The sequence below is a fragment of the Flavobacterium alkalisoli genome (assembly GCF_008000935.1).
Classification (GTDB): domain Bacteria; phylum Bacteroidota; class Bacteroidia; order Flavobacteriales; family Flavobacteriaceae; genus Flavobacterium; species Flavobacterium alkalisoli.
This window is the reverse complement of the sequence record NZ_CP042831.1, coordinates 316,790-336,855: the sequence shown is the minus strand read 5'-3', so window position 1 is coordinate 336,855 and position 20,066 is coordinate 316,790. Positions and strand designations below refer to the sequence as shown.

Below are 20,066 nucleotides of genomic sequence, written 5' to 3'. Positions count from 1 at the left end.
GGACTTTAATACAAAGACAAATTATGAAGAAATATTTCCTGTTTTTACTTTTTCCGTTGCTTTTTATTTCATGTAATGATAAAAATGAGGCCGAGGCTGCTATTGCCGGTATTGATGTGGGAGAGGTTAAGATAGTGCGATTTGACGATGTGTTTTACAACAGTAAGCCTGAAGATTTGCCAAAGCTGAAACAGGCTTATCCGTTCTTTTTTCCTCAAAATTACCCCGATTCTGTTTGGGTTAGTAATATGAACGATCCTTTTATGCGTCAGCTAAAAGAAGAAACCGATAAAGTTTATCCTAATATGGATGCTTTACAGGATGAAATGCATTCACTTTTTCAACACATGAAATATTATTTTCCTGAGGTAAATGTGCCGGAAGTATTTACCATAATATCTGACGATGAAAACCAAAGGGCTGTTTACTCGCCGGAAGTAGTGGCAATACCGATTAATCTTTATTTAGGCAAGGATAATAAATTATACGACGGCTTGCCAAGTTATCAGGTACAGACTTTTGAGCCTAACCAAATAGTACCGGATGTTGTGTCGTCTTTTGCTCCCGGATATATTGCAGCTCCAAAGGACAGGACATTCCTTTCTATTATTACATATTTCGGTAAGGAGCTTTACTTAAAGGATTTGTTGATTCCAAATGCTACAGATGCTGCAAAGATGGGATATACCGAAGAGCAGGAAGCATGGGCTGAAGAAAACGAGTCGGAGATATGGCGTTATTTTGTAGAGAACAAAGTTTTGTTTGATACTAATGCTAAACTTGCAGACCGTTTTGTGAATCCGGCTCCTTTTTCTAAGTTTTATCTGGAACTTGATAACGAATCGCCCGGCAGGCTTGGTGTGTGGATAGGCTGGCAGATTGTAAGGGCGTACATGGAAAATAATAAAGATGTAACTTTGCAGCAACTTTTGGAAACAGACGCCAAAACAATATTTGATAATTCTAAATACAAACCCAAAAAATAATGTCTAAGAATACACTTAAATCTGAAATAAAAATAAACGTAGAGCTTGATGAAAACAGGGTGCCAGAAACGCTGCACTGGACTGCACGTGACGGGGGTGTTGCTAATCAGGAGTCTAAAGCGATGATGCTTTCTGTATGGGACAGCAATAACCAGGAGAGCATGCGTATTGACCTTTGGACTAAAGATATGCCTGTTGATGAAATGAAGGTTTTCTTTCACCAGACTCTGGTATCTATGTCGCATACTTTTGAGCGCGCAACAGGAGATAAGAAAATGAGTGAAACCATGAGGGATTTCTGCGATTATTTTGCCGAAAAGCTGGAACTTAAAAAAGACTAATTATAGAGCGGCTTAGGCCGCTTTTTTTATTTATGTATACAATACGTTTATATAAGCAGGAAGATTGTAACGAGGTAGTTAGCCTTTTTTATAATACTGTACACTCGGTAAATAAAAAAGATTATACTCCGCAACAGCTCAAGGCATGGGCACCTGCCGTTTTAGATTTTGAGCGATGGAACAGGGTTCTTTCTCAAAACTATACCATTATCGTAGAAAAGGAAGGTGTTATTATGGGTTTTGGTGATATAGATGCCGCGGGGTACTTTGATCATCTTTTTGTGCATAAAGATTATCAGGGACAGGGTATTGCAACTTTTATCAAAGAGGAAATAGAAAAGTATGCCCTGGATGCCAAAATGCAAAGGATAACCGTAGCTGCATCAATAACAGCAAAACCTTTTTTTGAAAAGCATGGTTATGCCGTTATGAAAGAACAAAGGGTAGAGCGTGACGGACAGTTGCTAACCAATTATTTTATGGAAAAGCTACTGTAGTTATACAAAGTCACTGTTGTTGAAAATAGACTGGTTTACATCGTCTATATATTGTAATAATGTATCACGGCCTGTACCTTCGGTAGATGAGGTTACAAAATAATCAGGCATTTCTTCCCAGTTGTTTGCCAGTAGCTGTTTTCTGTATGCTGCTACATGCTGGTCTATTTTTACACGGCTTATCTTGTCGGCCTTGGTGAAAATAATACAGAAAGGTACTTGTGTTTCTCCCAGGTAATTGATGAATTCAAGATCTATCTTTTGTGCTTCAAGCCGTATGTCTACAAGTACAAACGCACAAACCAGCTGTTCGCGCTGTTCAAAATATTCGGTAATGAATTTCTGAAAAATCTGTTTTGTTTTCTTGGATACTTTAGCGTAACCATATCCGGGTAAATCCACTAAAAACCAGTTGCTGTTTATTTTAAAATGGTTTATTAGCTGTGTTTTTCCGGGCTTACCTGAAGTCTTTGCCAAATTCTTGTTGTTGGTAAGCATGTTTATCAGTGATGATTTCCCAACATTAGACCTTCCTATAAAAGCATATTCAGGAAGGGGTTCTTTAGGGCATTTGCTTACATCGGAGTTACTGATAACAAATTCGGCAGTATCTATCTTCATCTTTAAAATTTTTTAGCCACGAATTACACAAAACTTCACAAATTTAAATATAAATAAGTGAACGGGTGTAATTCGTGGCTTATATTAAGTCCGGACTGGCCGGTCATTATCTTGTTTACTTAAATAGAGGCTTTTTTAAGCCATTCGTGCATTAGCCTGTTAAACTCATCCGGGTGCTCCATCATAGCAGCGTGTCCGCATTTGTCTATCCAGTATAGCTCAGAGTTTGGTAATAATGAATGGAACTCTTCTGCAACCTCCGGAGGTGTAACCTTGTCATTCTTTCCCCAGATAATGCAGGTAGGTACGTGCATCTTAGGTAAGTCGGCAGCCATATTGTGCCTAATGGCGCTTTTGGCAATGGTTAATGTCTTTATCAGCTTAAGCCTGTCGTTTGCCGTTTGGAAAACCTCATCTACAATTTCTTTAGTGGCAACCGCAGGGTCGTAAAATACATCTTCGGCTTTCTTCTTAATATAATCGTAGTCGCCTCTTCTTGGGTAACTGTCGCCCATAGCACTTTCATAAAGGCCTGAGCTTCCTGTTATAATAAGGCCAAGCATTTTTTCAGGATACATTTTGGTATGGTAAAGTGCAATGTGGCCTCCTAAAGAGTTGCCCAGCAATATTACCCTTTCAAATCCCATAAATGTAATAAAGTCCTTTACCCATTTTGCAAAGGCTTTTACATTGGTCTTTAAAATGCTTTGTGTGTATATGGGTAATTCAGGAATAACAACTTTGTAGCCTTCTTTAGGGAAGTATTTTGCAACACCGTCAAAATTACTAAGGCCTCCCATAAGTCCGTGTAGTATAATGATAGGGGTGCCTTCACCGGCTTCAAAATAACTGTATTTACCTTCTTTCTTGGTGGTATGCATGTTAGATTTGTAACAATTTCAAATATGCACAAATATATAATATTATAGGTAATATATGCGACTAATTTTTTGCTATGCGGGCATATTTTATATGCAGGCTTTTGTTTGTGCTATTTTTACTACATAACCACTTGATTTTGAATTGAAAATGTTAAAAACTTATTCTTTTTTCAGGTTTTTAAATTTTTTCATTCTGAATGTTAAGTTATCTTAAAAAATTAAAATATTCTCATCATATTTTTCTAAAATCTAAAATTTATTTAAACATTAGAAATCAGCTTACTGACTTAATTCTCCCGTGGTGGTGGTAAAGTGGGTAAAACTTATTAACAAAGTGGTAGAAAGTGGTAATAAGTGGTAAATATTTCCATATATTTGCTATAAAACAATCCAAAACGTAACTGCTTGAATACCATTGTAGGGACATATGAATGTAAGGTAGATTCGAAGGGGAGGCTGATGATTCCTGCTCCTTTGAAGAAGCAACTGCATGCCGGTCTTGAAGATGGTTTTGTTTTAAAACGTTCGGTTTTTCAGCCATGTCTTGAATTGTACCCGATGGAAGAGTGGAATAAAATGATGCAGAAAATAAATAAGCTGAATCGTTTTGTGAAGAAGAATAACGATTTTATCAGAAGGTTTACTGCCGGAGTTAAGGTTGTGGAGATAGATGCTGCCGGAAGGCTATTGATATCAAAAGACCTTGTTGCTTTTGCGGGTATCGATAAGGAGATTGTTCTTTCTTCGGCGGTTAACATTGTGGAGATTTGGGACAAAGATAAGTATGAAAAATCAATAGACGATACGGCTCTTGATTTTGCTGATCTTGCAGAAGAAGTAATGGGGAATTTAAATGATGATGACGATGGAATATCATAATCCGGTTTTGCTTAAAGAAACTGTGGACGGACTCGACATAAAACCGGACGGAGTGTATGTGGATGTCACCTTTGGTGGCGGCGGGCACTCCAGGGAAATAATGAGGAGGCTTGGCCCGAACGGAAAGCTGTTTGCTTTTGATCAGGACGAGGATGCTCAGGCTAATATAATAAAGGATGACAGGTTTACGCTGATTCCCGAAAACTTCAGATTCTTAAAAAGATACCTGAGGTTTTATGGTATTAAGGAGGTAGATGGTGTTCTTGGCGATTTTGGGGTTTCTTCTCATCAGTTTGATGTGGCAGAGCGTGGATTTTCTACCCGCTTTGATGCCGGACTGGATATGAGGATGAATCAGAAAGGAGCGGTAAGTGCCTATAATGTGGTGAATGAATATGATGCAGCAGCTGAGAAAAATGTTCTTTGAGTATGGTGAGCTTAAAAACGGAGGTGCTTTGGCAAGTACTATAGTGAATGCCAGAAAGGAAAATCCGATAAAAAGTACCGATGAACTTAAAAAAGGTATTAGGTCGATTTTTGCCGGCTCATAAAAGTAATAAGATACTTGCGCAAATCTATCAGGCTATACGTATTGAGGTGAACGAGGAGATAGATGTGTTAAAGGAATTTTTAGAGCAAACCTTAGAGGTGCTTAAGCCGGGTGGGAGACTGAGTGTGATTTCATACCACTCGCTGGAAGACAGGTTGGTTAAGCGCTTTATAAGAAACGGAATGTTTGAGGGAGAGCCTGAGCGCGATATGTTCGGGAACTTTGAAGTTCCTTTTAAGGCAATAGGGAAGCTTATAGTGCCTACGGAGGAAGAAATTGAAGTAAATAACAGAGCAAGAAGTGCAAAGCTGAGGATAGCAGAAAAAGTATAAGGTATGAAAGGCGGGGTATATAGTTTATTAAAAGCGAAATATCTGGTAGATGAAGGGTCTATGAAAAACTGGCTCTTTATAGTGTACCTCATTTTGGTGGCTATGCTTATGATTGCAAACGGACACAGTTATATACAAAAACTGTACAGGATTGCTGATCTGAAAGATGAGGTTAAAGAGCTGCGTTCGGAATTTGTAGATATGCGCTCGGAGCTGATGGAATTGAAAATGGAATCCACAGTTTCTAAAAAAATGGAATTGAGAGGGATTTACCCGTCATCGGTTCCGCCAAAGAAAATAAAGGTTTATAAAACGGAAGAGTAATACAACAACAAAGGAGATGGGTAATAAAGACAAACATATCTCTTACAGAATATACCTGGTAGCCTTCGCAATTTTTGTGATGGCTATTCTTGTAGTTGTAAAGCTTACCAATATACAGTGGGTAGAAGGGGAATATTACCGTGAACTGGCTAAAGAGCGTACAGTTAGGGAAATTACCATACCGGCAAACAGGGGTAATGTATATTCGTCTGACGGAAGTCTTTTGGCGACATCCATACCTAATTATGATATAAGGTTTGATGCGTTGGCGCCTAAGCTTACTGATTTTAATGAAAATATTCGTCCGTTGGCAGATTCCCTTTCGGTAATGTTCGGGAACTCGTCTTCTTTCTATTATGAGAAGCTAAAAAGGGCGCGTAATAATAAAAACAGGTATCTGTTTATTGCAAAAGGTCTTAGCTATACAGAGTATATGCGCCTTAAAAGCTTTCCACTTTTTAATAAGGGGGCTTATAAGGGAGGTATTATTACCGAGCAACGTACTATTAGGGAGCATCCTATAGGAAAGATTGCAAAAAGGACTATTGGATATGACAGGCTGGATCATCATGGTAATGAACGTGAAGTAGGTATAGAAGGTGCTTTTGCAGAATATCTTGATGGTAAGGATGGGAGGCAGATGATGCAGAAGATTGCAAAAAGCCAGTGGAAGCCAATAAGTGATGAGAATGAGATAGAGCCCATAGACGGTTGTGATATTGTATCTACAATAGATGTGTATATACAGGATATAGCACACCACGCACTGCTTAAGCAGTTAGAGTACTATGAGGCAGATCACGGTTGTGTGGTGGTAATGGAAACAAAAACCGGTTATGTTAGGGCGATTTCTAACTTAGGTAGGGCTAATGATGGTTCTTACTACGAAACAGTTAACTATGCAGTGGGCGAATCGCAAGAGCCGGGCTCTACATTTAAGCTTGCAGGTTTGATTTCGCTTCTTGAAGATAAAAAAGTAGATACCAGCCAGGTGTATGATACCCACGACGGTGTAGTAACCTATTATAAAAGAAAAGTACGTGACTCCCATAAAGGTGGTTATGGCAAAATAACGCTGGCTAGAGGATTTGAGTTGTCGTCTAATACAGTAATGGCGCAGGCTATTTATGATAATTATAAAGATAATCCGCAACAGTTTGTAGATCACCTTAACAGCTTTGGGTTAAACAAAAGGCTTGGGGTATGCATTAAGGGTGAGGGCAGGCCAAAAATACCACAACCTGGAGATAAGTCCTGGTCGGGATTATCGCTTCCCTGGATGGCATTTGGTTATGAAGTGTCTATGACGCCATTACAAACACTAGCTCTTTATAATGCAGTAGCTAATGATGGCGAAATGGTAAGGCCACTTTTTGTTCAGGAAATAAAAGAATGGAACAAGACCATTAAAAAGTTTGATAAAGAAGTAATAAATCCTAAGATATGTTCTCAGGAGACAATAGATAAGGTAAAAGCGGTTCTTGAAAATGTGGTAAAAAAGGGTACGGGTTCAAAACTGTATTCAAAAGATTTTTCCATGGCAGGAAAAACAGGTACCGCACAGGTAAACTACGGTAAGGGTAAGGGTAGAGATGACGGAATGTATTATTCATCATCATTTGCAGGTTATTTCCCTGCAGACAACCCTAAATATTCCTGCATAGTGATAATACACAGGCCAAGTATCAATAAAGGGTATTATGGAGCCGACGTATCTGGGCCGGTATTTAAAAGGATAGCACAAAAGATATTTACCGATGTGCCTTCTACAAACCAGATTGATAACCTTGACAGGCAGGTTAAGAAACAGGAAGATTTGTATGCGTCTTATTATACTAAGGCACAAAAAGAATATAAGTCAATACCTAATACACTTGGTATGAGTGGTATGGATGCTGTGGCACTTTTAGGTAATATGGGGCTTAAGGTTCAGGTAATTGGCACAGGAAGAGTAAAAAAACAATCGGTGGCTCCGGGACAGCCTTATGTTAAAGATCAAACCATAATACTGGAATTATCGTCGTGATGGTATTAAAAGACATATTATACAAAACCTCTATTGAAGCCGTAAAGGGTTCTACGGATATTTCTGTAAACAAAATAGAGTTCGACTCCCGCCTGGTAGGCAAGGGAGATGTTTTTGTAGCCATAAAAGGAACAGTTTCAGACGGTCATGAATACATAGACAAGGCAATAAGCCAGGGAGCTGTGGCAATAGTTTGCGAAGAGATTCCTGATGAGCTTATAGGAAATGTTACTTATGTGTTGGTTAAAAAAGCCAACAAGGCACTGGCTTTTATGGCAGCTAATTATTATGGTAATCCGTCGCATAATGTTAAGCTGGTAGGTATTACCGGTACTAATGGTAAAACCACTATTGCAACATTACTGTATCAGCTGTTTAAAAAAGCAGGCTATAAAGCCGGATTGCTTTCTACAGTTAAAATACTGGTTGACGATAAAGAATATAAGGCGACACATACCACTCCTGATTCCCTTACCATAAACAGGTATTTAAAGGAAATGGAGGAAGCGGGTGTTGAGTACTGTTTTATGGAAGTGAGCTCACACGGTATTCATCAAAAGAGAACTGAGGGGCTTGAATTTGTTGGGGGAATTTTTACAAACCTGTCTCACGATCATCTTGACTATCACAGTTCGTTTAGCGAATACAGGGATGTTAAGAAATCCTTTTTTGACAAGCTTCCTAAATCGGCTTTTGCACTTACTAATATAGACGACAAGAACGGCTTAGTAATGCTGCAGAATACGGTAGCCAAAAAGCTTACCTATGCCTTAAAAACCTATGCAGATTACAGGGCACAGATACTGGAAAGCCAGTTTACAGGATTGTTGCTTAAAATAAATGAGCAGGAAGTATGGGTTAAGCTTATTGGGACATTTAATGCTTATAACCTTTTGGCAATTTATGCTGCTGCCATCAACTTAGGGCTTGAGGAAATAGAAGTGCTTCGCCTTATGAGTGAGTTGGAAAGTGTATCGGGTAGATTCCAGTTTGTGGTATCCGATTCTAAAATAACAGCTATTGTAGATTATGCCCATACACCTGATGCGCTTGAAAATGTTCTAAAAACGATTGAAGATATAAGAACCCGTAACGAACAGCTTATAACTGTTGTGGGTTGCGGAGGTGATAGAGATAAAATGAAGCGTCCGGTAATGGCAAATATAGCTTCGGCAATGAGTGACAAAGCCATTTTTACTTCGGACAACCCGAGGAGTGAAGTGCCGGAAGCGATTATCGAGGATATGGAAAAAGGCGTAGAGCCTCATAATTATAAAAAGACCCTGGCGGTTGTAGACAGGAAACAGGCTATAAAAATTGCCTGTCAGCTTGCCAACCCCAACGACATCATTCTTATAGCGGGAAAAGGCCATGAAACCTATCAGGAGATAAATGGCGTTCGTCATGATTTTGATGATATGAAAACAGTAAAGGAAATTTTAAAAGAACTAAACAAATAAGCGATAAGTATGCTATACTATTTATTTGACTATTTAGATAAACATCTTAATGTGCCGGGAGCAGGGGTATTTCAGTATATCACTTTCCGTTCTGGTATGGCAGTTATACTGTCGTTGCTTATCTCTACTGTTTTTGGTAAAAAGATTATCAATTTCCTAAGGAAGCAGCAAATAGGTGAAACTGTTCGCGAGCTTGGCCTTGAGGGGCAGGCACAAAAAGCAGGTACACCAACAATGGGGGGGCTTATCATTATCATGGCTACTCTTATTCCTGTAATCCTTTTGGCAAAGCTTGACAATATTTATGTAATGCTGCTTATAGTTACCACGCTTTGGATGGGAACTATCGGTTTTATTGACGATTATATTAAAATATTTAAGAAAGATAAGGAAGGTCTTAAAGGAAGGTTTAAAGTTGTTGGTCAGGTAGGTCTTGGTCTTATCGTGGGTTATATACTTTATTTCCACCCGGCAGTAACTGTAAGGACAGATACTTCTAAAGTAAATATTTACAGTACAGAACAAATGGCTTCTAATGCAGGGCCTCATGAAGAGAAATCTACAGCGACTACCATTCCGTTCTTTAAAAATAATGAGTTTGATTACGCCGAGATCCTTGCATGGACAGGCGATAACTATAGAAACTATGCATGGCTGATTTTTATTCCTGTAGTGATATTCATCATTACGGCAGTATCTAACGGAGCTAATCTTACCGATGGAATAGACGGGCTCGCGGCAGGTACATCGGCTATTGCGGTACTCACCCTCGGGATATTTGCATTCGTTTCGGGTAATATCATTTTTTCCAACTACCTCAATATAATGTACATCCCCAACTCGGGAGAGATGACGGTGTTTATCTCGGCCTTTGTGGGGGCGCTTATCGGTTTTCTTTGGTACAATACCTATCCGGCATCGGTATTTATGGGAGATACGGGAAGCCTTACCATAGGCGGTATAATAGCAGTTTTGGCTATTGCAGTTAGAAAAGAGCTGCTTATACCGGTTTTATGCGGAATATTTTTAGCGGAAAACCTGTCGGTAGTACTGCAGGTGGGCTACTTTAAATACACGAAGAAAAAATATGGGGAGGGCAGGCGTATATTCCTGATGTCGCCACTTCACCATCATTACCAGAAGAAGGGATATCATGAAAGCAAGATTGTAGCGCGCTTCTGGATTGTAGGGATACTATTGGCAATATTCTCACTGGTTTCACTAAAACTTAGGTAAGTATGAGGTTAGTAGTATTAGGAGGCGGAGAAAGCGGTGTAGGTACCGCAATCTTAGGAAAGAAAAAAGGATATGATGTATTTGTGTCTGATTTCGGAAAGATTAAAAACAACTATAAAGAAGTTCTTGCACTTAATAAACTGGAATGGGAAGAGGAAAAGCATACTGAGGAGCTTATCCTTAATGCCGATGTAGTAATGAAAAGCCCCGGTATACCGGATAAGTCGCCAATAGTAAAGCTGCTTAAAAAGAAAGGTATTCCTGTAATATCAGAAATTGAGTTTGCTGCGAAATATATCGATTTGCAAACTGTAGGTATAACAGGAAGTAACGGGAAGACCACTACAACAATGCTAACCCATTACCTGCTTAAACAAGGAGGATTAAATATGGGGCTTGCCGGAAATGTAGGTAAAAGTTTTGCCTGGCAGGTTGCAGAGAACAAACATGAAGGCTATGTGCTTGAACTAAGCAGTTTCCAGCTGGACGGGATAGAAACATACAGTCCCAATATAGCGGTAATAACAAACATAAGCCCGGATCATTTAGACAGGTACGATTATAATTTTGACCTGTATATAGAGGCAAAGTTCAGGATTACCATGAACCAGACTAAGGATGACTTCCTTATTTATGACGCCGATGACGAGGAGATTAAAAAGTGGCTTGATAAGAATAAGATAAAAGCCAAAAAAATACCTTTTTCACTTACAAAAGAAGTTAAAGGGGGAGTATATGTAAAAGAGAATAAGATTATTTCAACCATCAATAAAGAAGAATTTACCATGCCGATAAACGAATTATCATTAGAAGGAAAGCACAATGTAAAAAATGCTATGGCAGCAACTGCAGTAGCACAGCTGATGCGTATCAGGAAAGATACGATTAGGGAGAGCCTTTCCAACTTTCAGGGTGTTGAGCACCGTTTGGAGAAAGTACTTAAAATACAAAACGTACAGTATATAAACGACTCCAAAGCGACCAATACCAATGCAACGTTTTTTGCGCTGGACAGTATGACCACACCAACAGTTTGGATTGTGGGTGGTGTTGATAAAGGTAACGATTATGATGAGCTTATGCAGTTAGTAAGAGAAAAGGTAAAAGCTATTGTATGTCTTGGTGTGGATAATCAGAAAATAATGAACGCCTTCAGTAATGTGGTAGACGTGATGGTTGAGACCACAAGTATGACAGAGGCGGTAAAGATTGCGCAAAGCCTGGCAGAAAAAGGAGATACAGTATTGCTTTCTCCGGCATGTGCAAGTTTTGATCTTTTTGAGAATTATGAAGAGCGCGGAAAACTGTTTAAGGCGGCCGTGCAGAATTTATAAAACCTGCCTTTTGTAAAGGCAAAAACAAAGAGTAATGAGAGATTTAATCAATAGCCTTAAAGGAGATAAAGGAATCTGGTCGTTTGTAGTACTACTGGCCCTTATATCGTTCATGCCGGTTTTCAGCGCAAGTGCAAACCTTGTGTATGTAATCGGTAAGGGATCTACCATAGGTTATCTGGTTAAGCATTTGGTGCACATCTTTATAGGCTTTGCGCTTATTTATTTTGTTCACAAAGTGCCTTATCATTACTACAGGGGGTTATCCCAGATAGGATTGCCTATAGTAGGCCTCCTGCTGGTGTATACCTTTTTTCAGGGTACGGTTATAGACGGTGCTAATGCAAGCCGCTGGATAAAAGTACCTTTTATTGGGGTTACCTTTCAAACATCAGCACTGGCATTTATAGTGCTAATGGTGTATGTGGCGAGGTACCTGGCTAAGATTGAGGATAAGGAAATAACCTTTAAATCATCGTTCATTGAATTGTGGATTCCGGTATTTATAGTGCTTGCGTTAATACTTCCGGCTAACTTCTCTACCACGGCTCTTATATTCAGCATGGTTTGTATGCTGGTATTTGTGGGGAGGTATCCGTTAAGGTATCTGGGCACTATAATCGGTATGGGTGTAGCTATGCTGGTATTCTTTGTTGTTTTTGCAAAGGCTTTTCCTAACGCAATGCCTAACAGGGTTGATACCTGGATTTCGAGGGTTGACAGCTTCTTTTCAGATAAACCTAATGAAGACGATTACCAGATAGAGAAAGCAAAAATTGCAATCGCTACAGGAAAGATTAACGGATTAGGTCCCGGTAAGAGTGTACAGAAAAACTTCCTGCCGCAGTCATCTTCCGATTTTATCTTCGCGATTATCGTTGAAGAGTACGGATTGATAGGGGGGATAGGAGTATTGTTTCTGTATTTAATGCTGTTTTTTAGGTTTCTGGTGTCGGCACATAAAGCCAAGACACTTTTTGGTAAGCTGCTCATTGTGGGGTTAGGTTTTCCTATCATATTTCAGGCACTTATCAATATGGGAGTCGCTGTTGAGCTGCTTCCGGTAACAGGGCAAACCTTACCGCTTATCAGTAGCGGTGGTAGTTCCATCTGGATGACATGTATTGCTGTGGGCATTATTTTGAGCGTAACCAAGAAAGATGAAGAAATAGAGCAGGAGAGGCTGGAGAAAGAAGAACGTGAAGAAGCCCTGCAACGAATGATAGACAAGCATCTGGAAGAAGAAGGCAGGGAGAGAGAAGAAGAGGAAGGACAAACATCGGCCGCTTTTTCTATAGAGGATGAAACGAAAAACCCAATGCATGCAGTAATGGGTAAACCATAAATAAGATATCAAAGATTAAAAATAATAAATAGCAATGGCAGTAAAGAGATTCATATTGAGTGGAGGTGGCACAGGAGGGCATATCTATCCTGCCATTGCTATTGCCAATGAGCTTAAATTCCGTTTTCCTGATTGTGAGATACTTTTTGTAGGAGCAAAGGATAAGATGGAAATGCAAAAGGTGCCACAGGCGGGCTACAAAATAAAAGGATTATGGATAGCAGGTATACAGAGAAAGTTAACGCTGGATAATGCACTGTTGCCTGTAAAAATGATTAACAGCCTGTTTAAGGCAAGAAAGATAGTAAGGCAGTTTAAGCCTGATGTGGTAATAGGGACAGGTGGTTTTGCCAGCGGACCTTTACTAAAGGCAGCGTCGTTTTTAGGAGTGCCAACGGTAATACAGGAGCAAAACTCCTTTCCGGGTATAACGAACAAGTGGCTGTCTAAAAAAGCAGATGCTATTTGTGTGGCTTACGATAATCTGGATAGGTTTTTTCCTGCTTCAAAAATTGTGTTTACAGGAAATCCTGTAAGACAGGATTTGATAAACGTAAGCGGGAAGCGAGATGAAGCTGTGGCTCATTTTGGTTTGAATCCTAACAAAAAAACATTGCTTGTTTTGGGAGGAAGCCTTGGGTCAAGGAGAATTAACCAGCTTATTGCAAAAGAGCTGGCATGGCTTTTAGCTCAGGATGTACAGATAATATGGCAGTGTGGTAAACTGTATTATGAAGAATACAGGCATTATGGAGATGATAAGCAGGTTCAGGTACTGTCATTTATAGACAGGATGGATCTTGTATATGCAGCAGCCGATGTGGTTATATCACGTTCAGGGGCATCGTCGGTTTCAGAGCTTTGTATAGTAGGTAAACCAGTGTTGTTTATACCATCGCCTAATGTGGCAGAAGACCATCAGACGAAAAACGCACAGGCAATTGTGGATAAGGATGGTGCGCTGCTCTTAAAAGAAGTACAATTGGATACACAGTTCCAAAATGTGTTCGCTGATTTGATAACCAATGAAGGAAAGCAGCAAAAACTGAGTGAGAATATTAAAAAGCTGGCAAAGGCAAATGCCACAAATGATATAGTAGAAGAAATTATAAAACTGATTAAGTAGGGCTTAAGCATATATGGATTTAAACCAGATACATAACGTTTATTTTATAGGCATAGGAGGCATAGGTATGAGTGCTCTGGCCCGCTATTTTAAATCTATAGGTAAAAATGTGGCAGGGTACGACCGTACTTCTACACATCTTACCGATGAGCTTAAGCAAAACGGAATACGTGTTCATTTTGAAGACAGTATTGCGCTTATAGATCTGCCGTTCCTTAATAAAAACAATACGCTTGTAGTGGTAACACCTGCGGTGCCTAAGGAGCATTTTCAGTGGAATTACTTCCTTAAAAACGGATTTGTAGTTAAAAAAAGAGCAGAAGTACTGGGTATAATCACTAAAGGTACTTATTGTTTTGCCGTGGCGGGTACGCACGGTAAAACAACTACATCAAGTATACTGGGGCATATACTGTATCAGAGCAAAGTAGATGTAACTGCATTTTTAGGAGGTATTGTTGAGAATTATAATTCTAATATAGTAGGTGAAGGAAAAACCGTAACTGTAGCTGAGGCTGATGAGTTTGACCGTTCGTTTTTACACCTGCATCCTGATGTAGCCTGTGTAACCTCTATGGATGCCGACCATTTGGATATTTATGGAGACAGTTCGGCTATTGAGGCATCGTTTACAGAGTTTGCCGATAAGGTTAAGGATAAAAAGAAACTATTTATAACTAAAGGTCTGCCTCTTGAAGGTGTGACTGTAGGTGCCGAAAACGGTAGTGATTACAATGCGGTAAACATAAGAATTGAAAACGGATGGTATGTTTTTGATGCCGAAACACCGCAGGGTAAAATAGAGGAAATAAAATTTGCGCTTCCGGGCAGGCATAATCTAACCAATGCGCTAATGGCGCTGGCTATGGCTAAAACCTATGGTGTGTCTGACGATAATATCAAGTCGGCATTGGAAACTTTTAAAGGGGTAAAAAGAAGGTTTTCTTACCAGATTAAAAAAGACAACCTGGTTTATATTGATGACTATGCGCATCACCCAACAGAAATTGATGCCGTGCATCAGGCGGTATCAGAACTGTATCCTGATAAGAAAGTGCTGGCTGTGTTTCAACCCCATCTTTTTAGCAGGACGAGGGATTTTATAGACGGATTTGCACGAAGCCTTTCGGCTTTTGATAATATAGTGTTGCTGGATATTTATCCGGCAAGGGAACTGCCTATTGAAGGAGTAACTTCAAAATGGCTTTTGGATAAAATAGATAATCCGAATAAGAAACTGATTTCAAAAAAGGACCTGATTCCGTTTTTGAAAATGACAGATGCTTCTGTAATTGTTACAATAGGAGCAGGAGATATAGGGGAGATGATTCCTGATATAAAAAAGGTACTTGATGAAAAGAATTAACTGGGATAATATAAGGCTTTTTGTAATCGCTGTGGTGGTTATTTTCCTTTATTCCTTTTCTGCAAAAAGGAACGTAAGCAGATATTTTGTGTCTGCCGATGTTGAATTTGCGGATAATGAGGAGTTTATTACCCTTGATAAAGTTAATAAGTTGTTGATACAAAATTTTAACAGTGTAACGAGCATAACGAAAGATAAATTAGATTTGAATAGCGTGGAGAAAAGACTCGAGTCAAATCCTATGATTGATGATGCAGAGGTATTCGCTACGGTAGACGGCAAGCTAAAGGCAATTGTTAAGCAAAGAGTACCGGTTGCAAGAATTTTTGAAGGAGGAGAGTCGTATTACATTGATTACAAAGGAAGTGAAATGCCGCTATCCGAAAATTCAACAGCTAGGGTTTTGTTAGTAAACGGAGCCCTTAACGGCGTTGATAAAACTAAGCTTTACTCGTTAGTAAAATATATTTATGACGACGATTTTTTAAGAAAGAATATCATCGGGATTGAGATTACCCCTACGGGATCGCTAAAAATGATGAGCCGAAATTATAGTTATGTGATACTTTTCGGGAAGATGGTAAATGTAGAGAAGAAGTTTAATAATTATAAGGCATTTTTTCAAAATGCAGTAAGGGATACATTGATAGAGAATTACAAAACGATAAATCTGAAATTTACACAACAGGTTGTGTGCGCCAAAAAATAGGATATGGAAAAAGAAAGCATTGCAGTAGGTTTAGATATCGGGACAACAAAGATTGTTGCCATGATAGGCAAGAAAAATGAGTACGGGAAACTTGAAATTTTAGGTGTTGGTAAATCCAAAAGCCTTGGTGTAGCCAGAGGAGTTGTTAATAATATTACACAAACTATCCAGTCGATACAGCAGGCGGTTCAGGAAGCCGAAGCTGATTCAGGATACAAAATACATGATGTGGTGGTAGGTATTGCCGGCCAGCACATTCGCAGCATCCAGCACAGCGATTACATAAGCAGGAGCAATCCTGAAGAAGTGATTGGGGATGCAGATATTGATCTTTTAATTAATCAGGTGCACAAACTGGCTATGCTGCCGGGTGAAGAAATTATCCACGTATTGCCTCAGGAATTTAAAATTGACGGGCAAACTGAGATAAAAGAGCCTATAGGTATGTATGGCGGCAGGCTTGAGGCCAGCTTCCATGTAGTGGTAGGGCAGGCTTCATCTATCAGGAATGTGGGCCGATGCATTAAGAGCTCAGGACTTGATCTTTCGGGCTTAACGTTAGAGCCGCTTGCTTCGGCAGATGCGGTACTTAGTCAGGAAGAGAAAGAGGCAGGTGTAGCACTTATTGATATAGGAGGTGGTACAACAGACCTTGCCATATTTAAAGACGGTATTATTCGCCATACAGCGGTAGTGCCTTTTGGAGGAAACGTAATAACAGAAGATATAAAAGAAGGCTGCTCTATTATAGAAAAACAGGCAGAGCTGCTTAAGGTGAAATTTGGTTCGGCATGGCCGGGTGAAAACAAGGATAACGAAATTGTTTCCATTCCAGGGTTACGAGGCAGGGAACCTAAAGAGATTTCGCTTAAAAACCTTTCTAAAATTATCCATGCCAGAGTAGTGGAAATTATAGAGCAGGTATTTGCAGAGATTAAAGCTTACGGTCATGAAGATCCGCGCAAAAAACTGATAGCAGGTATAGTGCTAACAGGAGGTGGATCTCAGCTTAAGCATATAAAACAGCTTGTAGAGTACATTACCGGGATGGATACCAGAATAGGTTACCCTAACGAGCACCTTGCCGGAAACTCTGATGAGGAAATATCAAGTCCGCTTTATGCAACAGCAGTAGGTCTTGTTATGAACAGCATCAGGAACAACACAAGGAGTGCAACACCTATAAATGAGGTAAGGCAACCGGAGCCGGTAAGGCATCAGCCAGTTTATACAGAGGTTAGAGCTGCAGAAGCGGTTGAAGAACTTGAAGAAGTAGCTGTAGAAAAAGAAAAGAGTATTGATGACTCTACCGAGAAAAAGGTTAAGAGGTCATTTTTTGATAAATATATAGATAGGATTAAAGAATTTTTAGATAACGCAGAGTAAAACCCGATTGATTATGATGAGCAATGAAGAATTTGGAAGTATTTCGTTTGATTTACCAAAAAACCAATCAAACGTAATCAAGGTAATTGGTGTAGGCGGTGGCGGTAGCAACGCTATTAACCACATGTTTAAGCAGGGAATCAAGGGAGTAGATTTTGTAGTATGTAATACTGACTCACAGGCGCTTCAAAACAGTCCGGTGCCAAACAAGATACAGTTAGGAGTTAGTCTTACCGAAGGTCTTGGGGCGGGAGCAAATCCCGAAGTTGGACAACAGTCTGCTTTAGAGAGCATTGAGGAAATCGAAAAAATGCTGGATACAAATACCAAGATGGTATTTATCACGGCAGGTATGGGCGGTGGTACCGGTACAGGTGCTGCTCCTGTAATTGCTAAACTGGCAAAAGAAAGAGACGTGCTTACTGTGGGTATTGTAACCATACCTTTTCAGTTTGAGGGTAAAGTACGCTCTGAACAGGCCCTTCAGGGTGTGGAAAGGTTAAGAAAGCAGGTTGACTCTTTAATCGTTATCAATAATAATAAATTAAGGGAAGTGTATGGTAACCTTGGCTTTAAAGCCGGTTTCTCTAAAGCTGACGAAGTATTAGCGACAGCTTCAAGAGGTATTGCAGAGGTTATTACACATCACTATACTCAGAATATTGACCTTAAGGATGCTAAAACAGTATTGGCAAACAGTGGTACCGCTATAATGGGGTCGGCAGTGGCAACAGGCGAAAGCCGTGCTAAAGATGCTATTGTTGATGCATTGGATTCACCACTTCTTAATGATAATAAGATTACAGGTGCTAAAAACGTATTATTACTAATCGTTTCGGGTACTAACGAAATTACTATTGATGAGATAGGTGAAATTAACGACCATATCCAGTCGGAAGCAGGATTTAATGCTAATATCATTATGGGTGTTGGTGAAGATGAAACTTTAGGTGAAGCTATTGCGGTTACAATTATTGCTACGGGCTTTAATGTTGAGCAACAAAACGAGATTGTTAATACTGAGCCTAAAAAGATTATCCATGCACTTGAAGAAGAGCAAAAACTGGTAAGCGACTTAAGTCAGAAATCAGTGATCTCTTCATTTGATTTTGCTTCACCAGCTAAAGAAGAGCCAAAACCTGAAGTTAAGGCAGATATTCCTGTAGAGGAAGAGAAAGTTGTGTTTACGCTTGAAGAAGAAGTAGAAGAGGAGATACAACAGCCGGTTGCAGAAACAAAGATTGAGGCAGAAGCCGGACTTATCCCTACTACTGATTATATAAACAATCTTGATGTGTTTTTTGAGATAGTTTCTCCGGTTAAGGAAGAGCCTAAAAAGTTTGAACCTGAGATTTTTGAGCCGGTAATTAAAGATGTTAGAGAAATTGAGGTTATAGATCCGGAGTTTGTTATCGCTCCTAAAGAAGAACAGATAAGTTTTTCTTTTGATCTTACAACTGATAATGTAAAAAGAGAAGAAAGAACATTATTTTCTCTTGATGAAGGGGCTAAAGATATAAAGGTTAAGGATGCTGTACAGGTTGTGCCTATGACAGAGCTTAACGAAACTGGTGTTGTAAGATATTCGTTGGAAGAGTATCTTGAAAAAGAAAATGAGCTTTTATCTTCTAAGCCGGTTGCCAAGGTAGAAGAGCCGGTAGATGAAGAGCTAAACATTACGTTTAAGAAATCGGAAGAGCCGGTTAAGGCTGAAACAAATCAGGCTGATATCTCTCCGGTTGAAATGACTATAGATGAGACCTTAAGGTTAAGGGCAGAAGAGCGCAGAAGAAAAATGAAGGAGTTTAACTATAAATTCCACAACAGCTCTTCAAGGATAGATGAAATTGAAAAAGAGCCTGCTTATAAAAGGATGGGAATAGATCTTAATGCATCTAAGCCTGATAACAGCAAATCACGCTTTTCATTAGGAACAGACAGTAACGACGATTTACAGTTACGATCTAACAATTCTTTCCTGCATGACAATGTAGATTAAACTAACCCAAATGTGATCCTTTAACCCGAAAGCGCTTTATACTTTCGGGTTAATTTTTTTATATTCGCATTCATATTTTAAAAATCTGTACTTATGAGTTTACAAACGCAAATCATGGACGCCATGAAAACAGCCATGAAGGCAAAAGATACAGTAACCCTTGAGGCGCTACGTGCTGTTAAATCGGCATTATTACTGGCTCAGACTGAAAGTGGTGCTAAAGAAGAGTTAGCAGAGGAAGAAGAGATAAAGCTGCTTCAAAAACTTGTTAAGCAAAGAAAAGACAGTGCTGCTATTTATACAGAACAGGGTAGGGAAGACCTTGCTGCTCCAGAAATTGAGCAGGCTGCAGTTATAGAGAAATTCCTTCCTGCTCAGTTAAGCGAAGAAGAGGTGGAAGCTAAAGTTAAGCAGATAATTGAGGCTAACGGTTTCTCCGGTATGGGTGATATGGGTAAAACCATGGGTGTTGCTTCAAAAGAGCTTGCCGGTAGTGCAGATGGTAAAACAATCTCTGCAGTAGTTAAAAGACTTTTAGCATAAAAATAATTAGAGTTTATCAGATTTTAGAAAATCTGATGAACTTTAAGAGGCCGCGTAGTTCAACTGGATAGAATATCAGATTTCGGCTCTGAGGGTTGGGGGTTCGAACCCCTCCGCGGTCACGA

18 protein-coding genes, 1 tRNA gene and 1 pseudogene are annotated in these 20,066 nt (G+C 39.5%); 18 read left to right on the top strand and 2 right to left on the bottom strand.

Annotation, left to right across the window (positions count from 1 at the left end):
- Positions 1-23 precede the first annotated feature (23 nt).
- From gldB to FUA48_RS01300, 3 genes are read left to right on the top strand one after another with little or no spacing between them, the layout of a single operon-like run.
- A complete protein-coding gene (gene gldB, locus FUA48_RS01310; protein WP_147581757.1) occupies positions 24-986 on the top strand; it encodes a gliding motility lipoprotein GldB in 963 nt (320 codons plus the stop codon).
- Complete coding sequence (gene gldC, locus FUA48_RS01305) at positions 986-1,327, top strand: gliding motility protein GldC (protein ID WP_147581756.1); 342 nt, start codon at positions 986-988, stop codon at positions 1,325-1,327. Before gldB ends, gldC begins: the two co-directional genes overlap by 1 nt.
- A 32-nt stretch (positions 1,328-1,359) precedes the next feature.
- Positions 1,360-1,824 (top strand): GNAT family N-acetyltransferase, encoded by a 465-nt coding sequence (locus FUA48_RS01300; RefSeq protein ID WP_147581755.1) that lies wholly within the window; start codon positions 1,360-1,362, stop codon positions 1,822-1,824.
- Here the strand turns inward: FUA48_RS01300 and yihA are convergent, their stop codons facing one another.
- Entirely contained in the window at positions 1,825-2,445 is a 621-nt protein-coding gene (gene yihA / locus FUA48_RS01295; protein ID WP_147581754.1) for a ribosome biogenesis GTP-binding protein YihA/YsxC, read from the bottom strand.
- Positions 2,446-2,564: 119 nt separating this feature from the next.
- Positions 2,565-3,326 (bottom strand): alpha/beta fold hydrolase, encoded by a 762-nt coding sequence (locus FUA48_RS01290; protein WP_147581753.1) that lies wholly within the window; start codon positions 3,324-3,326, stop codon positions 2,565-2,567.
- 405 nt (positions 3,327-3,731) lie between these two features.
- Here FUA48_RS01290 and mraZ point away from each other — a divergent pair, with 405 nt between their 5' ends.
- The 15 genes and pseudogenes from mraZ to FUA48_RS01215 all read left to right on the top strand — a co-directional run bounded on the left by mraZ (position 3,732) and on the right by FUA48_RS01215 (position 20,063).
- Entirely contained in the window at positions 3,732-4,205 is a 474-nt protein-coding gene (gene mraZ, locus FUA48_RS01285) for a division/cell wall cluster transcriptional repressor MraZ (protein WP_147581752.1), read from the top strand.
- A pseudogene (gene rsmH, locus FUA48_RS01280) lies at positions 4,180-5,087 on the top strand (16S rRNA (cytosine(1402)-N(4))-methyltransferase RsmH). Before mraZ ends, rsmH begins: the two are co-directional and overlap by 26 nt.
- 3 nt (positions 5,088-5,090) lie before the next feature.
- Positions 5,091-5,411, top strand: a complete 321-nt coding sequence (locus FUA48_RS01275) for an FtsL-like putative cell division protein (RefSeq protein ID WP_147581751.1) — start codon at positions 5,091-5,093, stop codon at positions 5,409-5,411.
- Between the two features lie 16 nt (positions 5,412-5,427).
- Positions 5,428-7,437, top strand: a complete 2,010-nt coding sequence (locus FUA48_RS01270) for a penicillin-binding protein (protein WP_147581750.1) — start codon at positions 5,428-5,430, stop codon at positions 7,435-7,437.
- Positions 7,434-8,897 (top strand): UDP-N-acetylmuramoyl-L-alanyl-D-glutamate--2,6-diaminopimelate ligase, encoded by a 1,464-nt coding sequence (locus tag FUA48_RS01265; protein WP_168196924.1) that lies wholly within the window; start codon positions 7,434-7,436, stop codon positions 8,895-8,897. Before FUA48_RS01270 ends, FUA48_RS01265 begins: the two co-directional genes overlap by 4 nt.
- A gap of 9 nt (positions 8,898-8,906) precedes the next feature.
- Complete coding sequence (gene mraY / locus FUA48_RS01260; RefSeq protein WP_147581748.1) at positions 8,907-10,133, top strand: phospho-N-acetylmuramoyl-pentapeptide-transferase; 1,227 nt, start codon at positions 8,907-8,909, stop codon at positions 10,131-10,133.
- Positions 10,134-10,135: 2 nt separating this feature from the next.
- Positions 10,136-11,467, top strand: coding sequence for a UDP-N-acetylmuramoyl-L-alanine--D-glutamate ligase (gene murD / locus FUA48_RS01255; protein WP_147581747.1), 1,332 nt, complete (start codon positions 10,136-10,138; stop codon positions 11,465-11,467).
- A gap of 34 nt (positions 11,468-11,501) precedes the next feature.
- Positions 11,502-12,812: an FtsW/RodA/SpoVE family cell cycle protein gene (locus tag FUA48_RS01250; RefSeq protein ID WP_147581746.1), complete on the top strand. Its 1,311-nt coding sequence runs from the start codon at positions 11,502-11,504 to the stop codon at positions 12,810-12,812.
- 34 nt (positions 12,813-12,846) lie between these two features.
- Positions 12,847-13,938: an undecaprenyldiphospho-muramoylpentapeptide beta-N-acetylglucosaminyltransferase gene (gene murG, locus FUA48_RS01245; RefSeq protein WP_147581745.1), complete on the top strand. Its 1,092-nt coding sequence runs from the start codon at positions 12,847-12,849 to the stop codon at positions 13,936-13,938.
- Between the two features lie 13 nt (positions 13,939-13,951).
- The gene (gene murC / locus FUA48_RS01240; protein ID WP_147581744.1) at positions 13,952-15,304 is read left to right on the top strand and encodes a UDP-N-acetylmuramate--L-alanine ligase; all 1,353 of its coding nucleotides are present in this window, start codon (positions 13,952-13,954) and stop codon (positions 15,302-15,304) included.
- On the top strand, positions 15,291-16,013 hold the full coding sequence (locus tag FUA48_RS01235) for a cell division protein FtsQ/DivIB (RefSeq protein WP_147581743.1): 723 nt from the start codon (positions 15,291-15,293) through the stop codon (positions 16,011-16,013). The genes murC and FUA48_RS01235 overlap by 14 nt, the downstream gene beginning before the upstream one ends.
- A gap of 3 nt (positions 16,014-16,016) precedes the next feature.
- Positions 16,017-17,399: a cell division protein FtsA gene (ftsA, locus tag FUA48_RS01230; RefSeq protein WP_147581742.1), complete on the top strand. Its 1,383-nt coding sequence runs from the start codon at positions 16,017-16,019 to the stop codon at positions 17,397-17,399.
- Between the two features lie 13 nt (positions 17,400-17,412).
- Positions 17,413-19,398 carry a cell division protein FtsZ gene (ftsZ, locus tag FUA48_RS01225; protein ID WP_147581741.1) on the top strand — a complete coding sequence of 662 codons (1,986 nt, stop codon included), beginning with the start codon at positions 17,413-17,415 and terminating at the stop codon, positions 19,396-19,398.
- A gap of 93 nt (positions 19,399-19,491) precedes the next feature.
- Positions 19,492-19,941 carry a GatB/YqeY domain-containing protein gene (locus tag FUA48_RS01220; protein ID WP_147581740.1) on the top strand — a complete coding sequence of 150 codons (450 nt, stop codon included), beginning with the start codon at positions 19,492-19,494 and terminating at the stop codon, positions 19,939-19,941.
- Between the two features lie 48 nt (positions 19,942-19,989).
- A tRNA-Arg gene (locus FUA48_RS01215) sits at positions 19,990-20,063 on the top strand.
- Positions 20,064-20,066: the final 3 nt, after the last annotated feature.

What these genes read in the sequence shown, in the direction of transcription:
- FUA48_RS01235 (WP_147581743.1), top strand. Translation starts at nt 15,291, where the DNA reads ATGAAAAGAATTAACTGGGATAATATAAGGCTTTTTGTAATCGCTGTG.
- ftsZ (WP_147581741.1), top strand. Translation starts at nt 17,413, where the DNA reads ATGATGAGCAATGAAGAATTTGGAAGTATTTCGTTTGATTTACCAAAA.
- FUA48_RS01275 (WP_147581751.1), top strand. Translation starts at nt 5,091, where the DNA reads ATGAAAGGCGGGGTATATAGTTTATTAAAAGCGAAATATCTGGTAGAT.
- FUA48_RS01270 (WP_147581750.1), top strand. Translation starts at nt 5,428, where the DNA reads ATGGGTAATAAAGACAAACATATCTCTTACAGAATATACCTGGTAGCC.
- gldB (WP_147581757.1), top strand. Translation starts at nt 24, where the DNA reads ATGAAGAAATATTTCCTGTTTTTACTTTTTCCGTTGCTTTTTATTTCA.
- murD (WP_147581747.1), top strand. Translation starts at nt 10,136, where the DNA reads ATGAGGTTAGTAGTATTAGGAGGCGGAGAAAGCGGTGTAGGTACCGCA.
- FUA48_RS01290 (WP_147581753.1), bottom strand. Translation starts at nt 3,326, where the DNA reads ATGCATACCACCAAGAAAGAAGGTAAATACAGTTATTTTGAAGCCGGT.
- yihA (WP_147581754.1), bottom strand. Translation starts at nt 2,445, where the DNA reads ATGAAGATAGATACTGCCGAATTTGTTATCAGTAACTCCGATGTAAGC.
- gldC (WP_147581756.1), top strand. Translation starts at nt 986, where the DNA reads ATGTCTAAGAATACACTTAAATCTGAAATAAAAATAAACGTAGAGCTT.
- FUA48_RS01300 (WP_147581755.1), top strand. Translation starts at nt 1,360, where the DNA reads ATGTATACAATACGTTTATATAAGCAGGAAGATTGTAACGAGGTAGTT.
- mraY (WP_147581748.1), top strand. Translation starts at nt 8,907, where the DNA reads ATGCTATACTATTTATTTGACTATTTAGATAAACATCTTAATGTGCCG.
- murG (WP_147581745.1), top strand. Translation starts at nt 12,847, where the DNA reads ATGGCAGTAAAGAGATTCATATTGAGTGGAGGTGGCACAGGAGGGCAT.
- murC (WP_147581744.1), top strand. Translation starts at nt 13,952, where the DNA reads ATGGATTTAAACCAGATACATAACGTTTATTTTATAGGCATAGGAGGC.
- FUA48_RS01250 (WP_147581746.1), top strand. Translation starts at nt 11,502, where the DNA reads ATGAGAGATTTAATCAATAGCCTTAAAGGAGATAAAGGAATCTGGTCG.
- ftsA (WP_147581742.1), top strand. Translation starts at nt 16,017, where the DNA reads ATGGAAAAAGAAAGCATTGCAGTAGGTTTAGATATCGGGACAACAAAG.
- FUA48_RS01220 (WP_147581740.1), top strand. Translation starts at nt 19,492, where the DNA reads ATGAGTTTACAAACGCAAATCATGGACGCCATGAAAACAGCCATGAAG.